The organism is Blautia hominis (genome assembly GCA_002270465.1).
Taxonomy (GTDB): Bacteria; Bacillota; Clostridia; order Lachnospirales; family Lachnospiraceae; genus Blautia; species Blautia hominis.
In genome coordinates this window covers 576,697-588,252 of sequence record NQOF01000001.1, presented here as the reverse complement: position 1 = coordinate 588,252, position 11,556 = coordinate 576,697, and the positions used below count along the sequence as shown (strand labels likewise).

12 protein-coding genes are annotated in these 11,556 nt (G+C 48.8%); 10 read left to right on the top strand and 2 right to left on the bottom strand.

What is annotated here, in order from left to right:
* Positions 1 to 32 precede the first annotated feature (32 nt).
* From CI595_RS02790 to CI595_RS02745, 10 genes are all read left to right on the top strand, one after another.
* On the top strand, positions 33 to 788 hold the full coding sequence (locus tag CI595_RS02790; RefSeq protein ID WP_243135083.1) for a coiled-coil domain-containing protein: 756 nt from the start codon (positions 33 to 35) through the stop codon (positions 786 to 788).
* Between the two features lie 323 nt (positions 789 to 1,111).
* The gene (locus tag CI595_RS02785) at positions 1,112 to 3,313 is read left to right on the top strand and encodes a bifunctional diguanylate cyclase/phosphodiesterase (protein ID WP_095171456.1); all 2,202 of its coding nucleotides are present in this window, start codon (positions 1,112 to 1,114) and stop codon (positions 3,311 to 3,313) included.
* A 55-nt stretch (positions 3,314 to 3,368) separates the two neighbouring features.
* Positions 3,369 to 4,064, top strand: a complete 696-nt coding sequence (locus tag CI595_RS02780; protein WP_095172354.1) for an N-acetylmuramoyl-L-alanine amidase — start codon at positions 3,369 to 3,371, stop codon at positions 4,062 to 4,064.
* Between the two features lie 86 nt (positions 4,065 to 4,150).
* Complete coding sequence (locus CI595_RS02775; RefSeq protein WP_095172353.1) at positions 4,151 to 5,200, top strand: L-threonylcarbamoyladenylate synthase; 1,050 nt, start codon at positions 4,151 to 4,153, stop codon at positions 5,198 to 5,200.
* Positions 5,201 to 5,226: 26 nt separating this feature from the next.
* Positions 5,227 to 5,655, top strand: coding sequence for a ribose 5-phosphate isomerase B (rpiB, locus tag CI595_RS02770; protein WP_033140989.1), 429 nt, complete (start codon positions 5,227 to 5,229; stop codon positions 5,653 to 5,655).
* A 70-nt stretch (positions 5,656 to 5,725) separates the two neighbouring features.
* Positions 5,726 to 6,355, top strand: coding sequence for a uracil phosphoribosyltransferase (upp, locus tag CI595_RS02765; RefSeq protein ID WP_095171454.1), 630 nt, complete (start codon positions 5,726 to 5,728; stop codon positions 6,353 to 6,355).
* Positions 6,356 to 6,382: 27 nt separating this feature from the next.
* A complete protein-coding gene (locus CI595_RS02760) occupies positions 6,383 to 6,868 on the top strand; it encodes a deoxycytidylate deaminase (RefSeq protein WP_095171452.1) in 486 nt (161 codons plus the stop codon).
* A gap of 91 nt (positions 6,869 to 6,959) precedes the next feature.
* Positions 6,960 to 8,399 (top strand): proline--tRNA ligase, encoded by a 1,440-nt coding sequence (gene proS / locus CI595_RS02755; RefSeq protein WP_095171450.1) that lies wholly within the window; start codon positions 6,960 to 6,962, stop codon positions 8,397 to 8,399.
* 1 nt (position 8,400) lies between these two features.
* The gene (locus CI595_RS02750; protein WP_095171448.1) at positions 8,401 to 9,735 is read left to right on the top strand and encodes a CCA tRNA nucleotidyltransferase; all 1,335 of its coding nucleotides are present in this window, start codon (positions 8,401 to 8,403) and stop codon (positions 9,733 to 9,735) included.
* 406 nt (positions 9,736 to 10,141) lie between these two features.
* Positions 10,142 to 10,972 (top strand): ornithine carbamoyltransferase, encoded by an 831-nt coding sequence (locus CI595_RS02745; RefSeq protein ID WP_095171446.1) that lies wholly within the window; start codon positions 10,142 to 10,144, stop codon positions 10,970 to 10,972.
* A 56-nt stretch (positions 10,973 to 11,028) separates the two neighbouring features.
* On the opposite strand, the gene CI595_RS27295 is transcribed toward CI595_RS02745, so the two are convergent.
* Positions 11,029 to 11,301 carry a DUF6783 domain-containing protein gene (locus CI595_RS27295; RefSeq protein ID WP_408608173.1) on the bottom strand — a complete coding sequence of 91 codons (273 nt, stop codon included), beginning with the start codon at positions 11,299 to 11,301 and terminating at the stop codon, positions 11,029 to 11,031.
* A 58-nt stretch (positions 11,302 to 11,359) separates the two neighbouring features.
* Positions 11,360 to 11,509, bottom strand: a complete 150-nt coding sequence (locus tag CI595_RS25975) for a hypothetical protein (RefSeq protein ID WP_156087455.1) — start codon at positions 11,507 to 11,509, stop codon at positions 11,360 to 11,362.
* Positions 11,510 to 11,556: the final 47 nt, after the last annotated feature.

Here is an 11,556-nt window from a genome sequence, read left to right as displayed (position 1 = left end):
AAGGAACAGGTGGAGTAATGGGAGAGCACGAAATGTTTAAAACCACGATCATGGGGGGATTTGATAAGGAGGATGTACTGGAACAGGTGCAGCGCATGAAGGATGAAGCTGCTTCTGAACAGTTAAGACTGAAAAAGCTGGTTTCAGAAAAGGATGCCAAGATCGCAGAGCTTATGAAGCGTATTGAGTTGAAGGATGCACATCAGGAGCGTCTGGAGATGGAGATCCATGAGAAATACCAGAAATACATTGATAATTATGAGAGCATCGGAAAGCTGGTCTTTGATGCGCAGTTAAAGTCAGATGCCATGATCAAAGATGCTGAGGATAAATGCAGTACCATGATCTCCGAGGCGGAGGCAGAGGCAAAGCAGCGTGTGGAGGCAGTGCAGTCTGAGATTGACGATAAGCTGCGGGAAGGCAAGAAAAAATACATAGCGGTTCAGGATGAGATGAACGAGATTGTACAATTGATCAATCAGGCACAGAAGCGTTTCATGGCCTCCTATAAAGAGGTACATCAGATCATCAGTACCATGCCCACGTCACTCAATGACATTGAGGAGGAGCCGGAAGTGGAGCTTCCGCAGCCGGCAGAGGAGGCGGAAGAACTTCATCTCGGGGATACCCAGGAGCTGGATCTTTTGGATGCCCTGGATGATATTGCGGAGCTTGAGGAGTTTGAGGAGGACGAAGACCGGGATTCCAAACTTGCCATGCAGATATCAAGGCTTTTGAGCGAGGAAGACGAGGCCCTCCTTGAGGAAGAACTGGAAAACGAAAAATAAATGTAACTGTTCAGTACCCTCACAGTTACAGGCAAAAATCCATGCAGAATCGCCTTTGGCGATGGGATTTTTACTTGGCCGTGGTACATTTTCTTACGGTCAGCACAGTGAATGCGCAGCCCTGCTGAATAGTTACAAATAAATGCCTATTGCCCCGGGAGGACAAATCCCGGGGATTTTTTGAATTTAATTTAAATATATGATAGAATAGACTTGTATCTCTTCCTGCTGCAGTTTAGAATAATAAAATAGCAGAGGAATAAAGGATGTAACTGTGAAGACACAAAACAGTTACGAACGGGTTTTATTTAGGAGAGGTCGTTATGGAACACAGGGAGTTGTGGCAGCTGGCAGCAACAGATTCGTTGACAGGGGTATCCAGCCGCAGAGAAGGCAAAGACAGGCTGGAATTGATCGTAAAGAGAGCAAAAAAAGAGAATAAGATGCTGACTGTGGCGATGTTTGATGTTAACAGCCTGAATTGGATCAATAACCGTTATGGGGACAAGGAAGGCGACAAGGTACTTCGATTTGTTACGTCTGCGTCCGGGCGTTATCTGCGCCCGGAAGATGTGATTTTCCGTCTGAGCAGTGATGAGTTCATTGTGGCATTTTATGGGGAAGATCGTACCAATGCGGAAACACGTATACAGAAAATCTCGGAAATTATGGAAAGAGAGCATGAGACGTACGGCCTGGAATGCAGGCCATCGTTTTCTTACGGGGCGGTGGAAATTTACCCTGAGGACTGTTTTACCGTTTCCGATATTATAGCCAAAGCAGATGAGCTGATGTATATGCAGAAACGGAATTATCATATTATGCGTGCGAAGAATAAATTAAAGCACACAGATCTGGAATCCGCATCTAAGGATGAGTTCCAGTACAATCAGGCACGTCTGTATGACGCGCTGATAGAGAGCACAGATGATTATATATTCATAGGCAATATGAAAACCGGTGTTTTCAGATATCCCCCGGATATGGTGGCGGAGTTTGGTCTCCCCGGAGAAGTGGTGGAGAATGCTGCGGCCTGCTGGAGCGGTTTGATTCACCCGCATGATGAAACACATTTCCTGGAGAGTAACCAGGAGATAGCTGACGGACGTGCAGAGGAGCACAACATTGAGTACAGGGCAAGAAATACAGAGGGGGAATGGATCTGGCTTAGGTGCAGGGGAAAGCTGATCCGGGATAAGTATGGAAATCCTGACATGTTTGCAGGCATCATCACCAATCTGGGTAAAGAAAAGCAGATCGACCATATGACCGGATTGTACAACCGGTTTGAATTTGAGGGCAGCATCAAGAAGTATCTCATGGACGGCAGCCAGATCACAAGGATTGGCGTTATGATCCTGGATATGGATGCTTTTAAAAATGTGAATGACTTATATGACCGGATGTTCGGGGATGAGATCCTGCGGATAACCGCAGGCAATATAAGCACCATGCTTTCTGACAATGCCAGGGTTTACCGGCTGGACGGGGATGAATTTGGGATCATTATTACCAATGGCTCTGAGACAGATGCCCAGGAGATTTTTTCAAAGATCCAGGAACAGTATACACATCAGCAGGAATACAATGGAAAGAAATATTACTGCACCATATCGGGTGGGTACGCGGTGTGTCCCGACAACGCAGATAATTATCTGGAACTTTTAAAATGCGCAAATTATGCGCTTGAGCGCTCAAAGGCTTTGGGCAAGAACAGGATGACTATTTACTCTCCGGAGATCCCTCAGGTAAAAGAGAGAAAGCTGGAGATGGTGCAGATGCTCAGGGAGAGCATAGAGAGAGGATTTGCCGGGTTTTCCGTCTGCTACCAGCCCCAGGTGGATGCAAAGACCGGGAAGCTGTACGGCGCGGAGGCGCTGGCCCGCTGGCACTGCAGCAAATATGGGGATGTGTCGCCGGGGGAGTTCATACCTCTTTTGGAGCAGAATGGCCTGATCGTACCTATGGGCATGTGGATACTGCGTAAAGCTGCGGCCCAGTGCAAGAAGTGGTGTGAACAGAAACCGGATTTTAATATGAGTGTAAATCTGTCCTATCAGCAGTTTCTGGAAGGAGATCTGACGTCTTTTGTAAGGGACATCCTGGAAGAGATGGATCTTGCCCCCTTCAACCTTACGCTGGAACTGACAGAATCCTATTTTGTAAAGGAGGACGCCATTGTCAGGGAAACATTGGAGAGTTTTCGTGAAATGGGTGTGCGGGTGGCCATGGATGATTTTGGAGTGGGTTATTCCTCTCTGTTTATGCTGAAGTATATCCCTGCGGATATTGTGAAGATAGACAGGGGATTTGTCAAGGGGATCACCACGGATCTGTTCAATGCCACGTTTATCCGTTCCATTACGGAGCTGTGCAATGATGTGGGAAAACAAGTCTGCCTGGAAGGTGTGGAGACAAAAGAGGAGTACGGCAGTGTGAGCAACATGGGCCTGAGGCTCATACAGGGCTTTTATTTCGGGCGCCCCGTTCCTGCGGATAAATTCTATGAAAAATTAAAAGATTAGGAAAGTCCCCCAAAGCATATACTTTAACGAGTAGGCTTTGAGGGATTTTTTTGTGATGAAGAAAAGACGTGTTGTGGAACTGGGAATGGCAGTTCTTTTGCTCGCCTCTGCATTTCTGCTCTCCAGGGAAGGAGCGCGGCTGGTGAGTAAAGAGGCAGAAGGAAAGAAAGGGGTCATTGTAGTGGATGCCGGACATGGGGGAATGGATCCCGGAGTGGTTGGCATAAAAAAACTGGAGGAAAAGGGAATCAATCTGAAAATATCAAAAAAACTCCAGAAGCTTCTGGAGAAGGAAGGGTATCAGGTGATCATGACCAGGTCTGAGGACAGCGGCCTTTACGATGCGGACAGCAGGAACAAGAAGGTGCAGGATATGCAGAAACGCTGTGAACTTATCAAAGAAAAGCAGCCCCTTCTCACGGTGAGTATTCACCAGAACAGTTATCCTGACGAAGCAGTCTGCGGCCCCCAGGTGTTTTATTTCACCCACTCGGCAGAGGGCGGGAAGCTGGCAAAGTGCATTCAGGATGCCATGAATACCCAGTTAGATGTGAGCAGACCCAGAGTTGAGAAGGCCAACTCCACCTATTATCTGTTGAAGCGCAGTGAGGGAATCTTAAATATTGTGGAATGTGGATTTTTAAGCAATACCAGAGAGGCGGGGCTTCTGGAAACAGAGGAATATCAGGATAAGGTGGCAGAAGCAGTCAGGGACGGCATTCTTACATACCTGGGAGACGGGCCGGCATAAGTTACGGAAAAAAATTGTGGAAAAACCATAGAGACAATGGTATTATGGTTATGTATGTAAAGAACTACAGGAAGAAGAGAGAAAACGTGAAGACCATAATATTGGCAGTAGACAGGGAACACCCTGATGAATCTGCAATAAGGCAGGCGGGAGAAATCCTGAAAAACGGCGGTCTGGTGGCGTTTCCCACAGAGACCGTATACGGACTGGGCGGAGACGGGCTGAATGCAAGATCCTCTGAGAAAATATATGCGGCAAAAGGCAGGCCCTCTGACAATCCGCTGATCATCCATATTGCGGACATGGAGAGTCTTGACCGGATCGTCAGCCACGTTCCGGAAAAAGCAAGGAAGATGGCTGAAAAATTCTGGCCGGGTCCGCTTACCATGATTTTTAAAAAAAGTGATGCAGTGCCTTATGAGACCACGGGTGGACTGGACAGCGTAGCGGTGCGGATGCCGTCCCACCCTGTGGCGCTGTCGCTGATCCGGCTGGGCGGAGGCTATATTGCGGCACCGAGTGCCAACACTTCCGGGCGTCCAAGTCCCACTAAGGCAGCCCATGTGGAGGAGGATCTGACCGGGAGGGTTGATATGATCCTGGACGGCGGAGATGTGGGAATCGGCCTGGAGTCCACAATTGTGGATTTCACAGAGGAGATACCGGTCATTCTGCGTCCCGGTTATATCAGCCAGGAGATGGTGGAGGCGGTGATCGGGCTGGTGCGGATGGACAGGGGGCTTTTGATCACAGATGAAAAAGTCAAGCCTAAGGCACCGGGGATGAAATACCGTCATTACGCACCAAAAGCCGGTTTGACCATTGTGGAGGGCAGTACGGAGCAGGTCATAAAGACCATCAATGAAAGAAGCCGTATTCTGCAGGCACAGGGAAAACAGGTGGGGGTCATCGGTACAGACGAGACCGTGGGTGCTTATGAAGCCCAGGTTATCAAAAGCATCGGTACGCGGCAGGACGAGGAGACCATAGCGAGACACCTGTTTGGTCTTTTGAGGGAATTTGATGAGGAGCAGGTGGATTATATTTTTTCAGAGTCATTTGATACCCCCAGGATGGGACAGGCTATTATGAACCGTCTGCTGAAGGCAGCAGGGCATCATCTGATACATGTTTAACAAAAAAAACACAGGAGGAAATTTATATGTTAGCATTAGGCTGTGACCATGGCGGATTTGAGCTGAAACAGGAGATCATCGGATATCTGGAGGAACACAAGATCCCTTATAAGGATTTCGGATGTGACAGTAACAAGTCAGTGGATTATCCCGTTTATGCAAGAAAAGTGGGGAAAGCGATCCAGAGCGGAGAGTGCGACAAAGGGATCTTGATCTGCGGCACAGGTATTGGCATTTCCATAGCAGCCAACAAGATGAAAGGCATCCGGGCGGCCCTCTGCACAGACTGCTTCTGCGCTGAGGCAACCAGACAGCACAACAACGCAAATGTACTGGCTCTGGGAGGCCGTGTAGTTGGTCCGGGATTAGCCGTAAAGATCGTGGATACCTTTTTGAATACAGAGTTTTCCGGTGAGGAGAGACATCAAAGAAGAATTGATCTGATAGAAGAATAGTAGGAAGGATTCCTGCATGTAACGGTGAAGGGATCAAACTGTTACGATCAGAAGACAAAGGAGAAAACAGATGGGTAAAATAATGGTAATGGAGCATCCGCTCATTCAGCACAAAATCGGTATTATCCGCCGCACAGAGACAAGTTCAAAAGAGTTTCGTGAGCTGGTGGGTGAGATTGCCATGTTCATGGCATATGAAGCAACAAGAGGACTGAAATTAAGAGACATCGAAATTGACACACCGATCACAAAGACAACCGTGAAGGAACTGGCAGGAAAAAAACTGGCCGTAGTTCCTATTCTCCGCGCCGGACTGGGCATGGTGGAGGGAATGCTCACCATGATCCCCGCTGCCAAGGTAGGCCATATCGGTCTGTATCGTGACCCGGAGACACTCAAGCCGGTGGAGTATTACTGCAAACTTCCGGCTGACTGTGAAGAGCGTGAAGTCTTTGTTACGGACCCCATGCTGGCTACCGGCGGTTCCGCAGAGGCGGCGATCACCATGCTGAAGGAAAAGGGTGTAAAGAATATTCATTTTATGTGTGTTATAGCAGCGCCGGAAGGTGTGAAAGCATTAAGTGAGGCACACCCGGATGTGGATATCTACATCGGTGCCCTGGATGAACATTTAAATGACCACGGCTATATCGTGCCGGGACTGGGCGATGCGGGAGACCGTATCTTCGGAACAAAATAACAGGTGATTTCCGGGAGGATTTACAAAATGGCTGGAAAAAGAAATGACTATATATCCTGGGACGAGTATTTCATGGGTGTTGCAAAGCTCTCCGGAATGCGCTCCAAAGACCCCAATTCCCAGGTGGGGGCCTGCATTGTCAGCCCGGACAACAAGATTTTGTCCATGGGCTATAATGGTTTCCCAAAAGGATGCTCAGACGATGTGTTTCCCTGGGCCAGGGAGGGGGATGAGCTGGATACAAAATATCTCTATGTGACCCACAGTGAGCTGAATGCCATCTTAAATTACAGGGGCGGTTCCCTGGAAGGGGCCAAGCTCTATGTATCCCTGTTTCCCTGCAACGAATGTGCCAAGGCCATTATCCAGTCGGGGATCAAGACCATTGTCTATGACAGCGATAAATATGCGGATACCCCGTCTGTTCAGGCGTCCAAACGGATGCTTGACGCTGCAGGAGTCCGTTATTATAAATATAACCACACAGGCAGGAACATCAGTTTCGATGTATGACGTTTTCCATGCACAGGGCTGTATTTGACAGTCCGGTACAAAGCGTTTTGCCTGCACAAAAATAAACAGTAAAAGGAGACAATACATTACTATGGCAAAAGACAAGAAAATGGTAGAGGCCATTACTTCCATGGAGGAAGATTTTGCGCAGTGGTATACCGATGTTGTAAAAAAAGCAGAACTGGTTGACTATACCAGTGTGAAAGGCTGTATGGTGATCAAACCTGCAGGTTATGCAATCTGGGAAAATATCCAGCACGAGCTGGACAGACGTTTCAAGGAGACAGGTGTGGAGAATGTTTATCTCCCCATGTTCATTCCGGAGAGCCTGCTTCAGAAAGAGAAAGACCATGTGGAGGGATTTGCACCGGAAGTGGCCTGGGTAACACACGGCGGTCTGGAACCGCTTCAGGAAAGACTCTGCGTGCGTCCTACTTCTGAGACTCTTTTCTGTGATCTGTATGCAAGAGACATCCAGTCCCACAGGGATCTGCCGAAAGTGTATAACCAGTGGTGCTCCGTGGTCCGCTGGGAGAAGACGACCCGTCCGTTCCTGCGCTCCAGGGAGTTCTTATGGCAGGAGGGCCACACAGCCCATGCCACAGCGGAGGAAGCTGAGGAGAGGACCGTGCAGATGCTGAACCTGTACGCTGATTTCTGTGAGGAAGTTCTGGCTATTCCGGTCATAAAAGGCCGCAAAACAGACAAAGAAAAGTTTGCCGGTGCGGAGGCAACCTACACCATCGAATCCCTCATGCATGACGGAAAAGCCCTGCAGTCAGGAACCAGCCACAATTTTGGGGATGGATTTGCAAGAGCATTTGCCATTCAGTATACAGACAAAGACAACACTTTAAAATATGTGCACCAGACTTCCTGGGGCATGACAACACGTATGATCGGCGCTATCATCATGGTGCACGGCGACAACAGCGGTCTTGTACTTCCGCCCAGGATCGCGCCGGTACAGGCAGTGGTCATTCCGATCCAGCAGAGAAAAGAAGGCGTATTGGAAAAAGCGTTTGAACTTTCCGATGCACTGAAGGCTGCCGGTATCCGGGTGAAAGTGGATGAGACAGACAAGAGCCCGGGATTCAAATTCGCGGAGCAGGAAATGCGCGGTATTCCCATCCGTATCGAGTGTGGTCCTAAGGATATTGAGGCCAACCAGGCAGTCATTGTCCGCAGAGACACCAGAGAGAAGACAGTGGTATCCCTTGATGCTCTGGCAGAAAAGGCAGCAGAGATCCTGGAAAACATGCAGAGTGATATGCTTACACGTGCCAGAACACACCGTGATGCACACACATATGTGGCAACCGATTATGAAGAATTCAAACAGACTGTCAATGAAAAGCCGGGATTTGTAAAAGCCATGTGGTGCGGCTGCCAGGAATGTGAGGACAAGATCAAAGAGGACGTCCAGGCAACATCCCGCTGCATTCCTTTTGAGCAGGAAACCTTATCAGACAAATGCGTCTGCTGCGGCAGGCCGGCGAAGAAGATGGTCTACTGGGGGCGTGCGTACTAGAATGAAAATAGAAGTTCCTAAGAGAGTAAAAGAGATAATAGAAACCTTGCAGGAACATGGATATGATGCTTATGCGGTAGGAGGCTGTGTTCGTGACAGCCTCCTCCATTCATCTCCGGCGGACTGGGATATCACCACATCAGCCAAACCCATGGAAGTCAAGGAGTTGTTCCGCCGAACTGTGGATACAGGGCTGGCCCACGGCACGGTGACGGTTATGCTGGGAAAGGAAGGCTTTGAGGTGACAACTTACCGCATTGACGGAGAATATGAGGACAGCCGTCATCCCAAAGAGGTGGTTTTCACAGGAGACCTGCGGGAAGACCTGCGCCGCCGGGATTTTACCATCAATGCCATGGCCTACAATGACAGGGAAGGCCTGGTGGACGCTTTCGGCGGCATCCGCGACCTGGAAAAGGGAGTGATCCGCTGTGTGGGTGACCCTTACGAGCGTTTCACAGAGGATGCCCTGCGTATTCTGCGGGCAGTGCGTTTTGCTGCCCAGTTAGGATTTTCCATAGAGGAGCGGACGAAAAAAGCAGCCCGGGAGCTGGCACCCACGCTGGCTAAGATCAGTGCTGAACGTATTGCGGCGGAGCTGACAAAGCTCCTTGTATCGAAAAATCCCCATCTGCTGAAAACAGCCTGGGAGGCGGGAATCACAAGGGTTGTTCTGCCGGAGTTTGATTCCATGATGGAAACCCTGCAAAATACACCTCACCACTGCCTGAACGTGGGGGAACACACTCTGAAAAGTCTGGAGTATGTGGAGGCAGATAAAATCCTGCGTTTTACCATGCTTCTTCACGACACAGGCAAGCCGGCATCCAGAACCACAGATGAGAATGGCAGGGACCATTTTAAGGGCCACAGCCTGGAGAGTGAGAAAATCGCCAAGAATGTTCTTCAAAGGCTGAAGCTGGACAATGAAACCATCTGTAAGGTGACAAAGCTGGTATACTGGCATGATTACAGACCCGAACCAAATCCAAGATCCGTCCGCAGGGCACTTAATAAGGTAGGGGAGGAGCTGTTTCCTCTGCTTTTGAAGGTGCAGTATGCGGATACTATGGCGCAGAGCGAGTACCGGAGGGAGGAAAAGCTGGAGCGCATCAGGAACGTGGAGAAGATTTACCGGGAGGTACTGGAGCGGAAGGAATGTGTTTCGGTGAAAATGCTGGCTGTGAACGGAAGGGATCTGATCGCAGCAGGAATGAAGCCGGGACCGGAAATTGGAGGGATGCTGGAGCGGCTGCTTCAGGTAGTGCTGGAGGAACCGGGGAGGAATGAGAAGCAGGAGTTGATGGAAATCGTGAAAGAGGAATTGCGGGGGTGAATGTTCAGGGATGAAGGCGTTTGCATGGCGGTTCGTGGATATTGGCTCACGGACGCCCAAACATCCGGTACGGCATGATGGTACGGGAGGCAGGGATACAGCCTGGCTCCTGGCTCCGCTCCCCTCAGCTAACTTGCTCCCAGTTGCTAAATTCGTCAGCAACGGCTTCCTCATTAATCAACTGGGGCAAGTGGATCTTCGGCTCCCTCCGCTAGACACTCGCCAGTCTGTATCCCTGCCTCCCGTACCATCATGCCGCACCGGATGTTTGGACTGACGGTGGAAGTCGTGAGGGTGATGAACGAAAGTCCTCACGGTGAGGAGAGGTATTGGCGGCTGGAATGTTAAGCTGTATATGTAGAACTTGTTGTGTGAGGAGATTATGGGAATTGCTGAGGTTATTTGAATGAGAGATTTAATTCGATTGACGGATTTGGATGCGGGTGAGATTTTTGATATTTTTGGTATTGCAGATGAGCTTTGCCTTGGAAAATATGGGGGTATTTTCAAAGGGAAAAGTGTGCTTCTGTTTTTTACGGAGTCTAGCATTAGAACAAGGGTTACTTTTGAAAAGGGAATATACTTACTGGGCGGGCAATCTATTTTGTTTCCGACGGAAAGCCTTGATAAGAAGGAAGATTTGAAAGATGTGTGTGGCTACTTGAACAATTGGGCGAATGTTATCATTGCCAGACATAAGGATATCCATATACTCGAACAGCTTGCTGCTTATTCAAAAGTTCCGGTTATAAATGCTATGACGGATATAAATTATCCTTGTGAGGTCATTGCAGATATGTATGCATTGTCAAAGGTTAGAGAAGATTTTGTGAAAGATAAGTATTTATTTTGCGGTAGATCAGGAAATATAGGTTTAGCCTGGAAAGAGGCATCTGAAGTGATGGGATTTGAATTATCGCAATGCTGTGGTATGGGACATGAGATGCAAGGTGTTCATGTTCATTATAATATAAAAGAAGCAATTATAGGAAAAGATATTATTTGTACGGATTCTCTGCCTTCTGACGCACTTCACGATTTTGAAAATTGTCGGATTATACTGGAAGTCATGAAAATGGCAAACAAAGGAGCAATTTTGAATCCATGCCCACCATTTTATCGTGGAGAAGAAGTTTCTGAGGATGTAATAAATTCAGAATATTTTGTTGGCTATGAGTTTAAACGTTATTTACTCCAGGTTCAGCAAGCTATCACCATATATTGTCTAACCATGTAATTTGTCTTTTCTTAATGTGTTCTTAATAGCAATAGCTTATAAGAACACCCTTTCCATCAAATATTAACAGAATAAAAAGCCCCCTTCCCAGTATATTTGACCCTAATTCGGTCAACGCGGCCCTCTGTGCTTCCCTCATCAGGGCCAATTCTCCCACAAAGTGTGACGCACAGCTTGCCGAAAGCAATTTTTAGACATACTCTGGCCTCAATCCAACAGGCAAGCCGAAAGCAGACCGCGGTATGCCGAAAACCAGACAGCAGACGGGGCGGGAAGGGCGGGCGGGGCAGCGGGTGGCGAGTGTCTAGCGGAGCGAGCCGAAGATCCACCTGCCCCAGTTGATTAATGAGGAAGCCATTGCTGACGAATTTAGCAACTGGGAGCTGGTTAGCTGAGGGGAGCGGAGCCAGGAGCCACCCGCTGCCCCGCCTGCCCTTCCCGCCCCGTCTGCTGCCGTCCGCCTGCACCTACGCAACACCTGTGTCTGCTGCCGTCCGCCTGCACTCCCCCACTCATATTTTTTTCACCTTCTACCATCCCCATCTCCTGCATAAAATAGAGAGGACACAAAGTAAAGGGGGACA

What these genes read in the sequence shown, in the direction of transcription:
- CI595_RS02780 (WP_095172354.1), top strand. Translation starts at nt 3,369, where the DNA reads ATGAAGAAAAGACGTGTTGTGGAACTGGGAATGGCAGTTCTTTTGCTC.
- CI595_RS02760 (WP_095171452.1), top strand. Translation starts at nt 6,383, where the DNA reads ATGGCTGGAAAAAGAAATGACTATATATCCTGGGACGAGTATTTCATG.
- rpiB (WP_033140989.1), top strand. Translation starts at nt 5,227, where the DNA reads ATGTTAGCATTAGGCTGTGACCATGGCGGATTTGAGCTGAAACAGGAG.
- CI595_RS02790 (WP_243135083.1), top strand. Translation starts at nt 33, where the DNA reads ATGTTTAAAACCACGATCATGGGGGGATTTGATAAGGAGGATGTACTG.
- CI595_RS25975 (WP_156087455.1), bottom strand. Translation starts at nt 11,509, where the DNA reads ATGGTAGAAGGTGAAAAAAATATGAGTGGGGGAGTGCAGGCGGACGGC.
- proS (WP_095171450.1), top strand. Translation starts at nt 6,960, where the DNA reads ATGGCAAAAGACAAGAAAATGGTAGAGGCCATTACTTCCATGGAGGAA.
- upp (WP_095171454.1), top strand. Translation starts at nt 5,726, where the DNA reads ATGGGTAAAATAATGGTAATGGAGCATCCGCTCATTCAGCACAAAATC.
- CI595_RS02750 (WP_095171448.1), top strand. Translation starts at nt 8,401, where the DNA reads ATGAAAATAGAAGTTCCTAAGAGAGTAAAAGAGATAATAGAAACCTTG.
- CI595_RS02785 (WP_095171456.1), top strand. Translation starts at nt 1,112, where the DNA reads ATGGAACACAGGGAGTTGTGGCAGCTGGCAGCAACAGATTCGTTGACA.
- CI595_RS02745 (WP_095171446.1), top strand. Translation starts at nt 10,142, where the DNA reads ATGAGAGATTTAATTCGATTGACGGATTTGGATGCGGGTGAGATTTTT.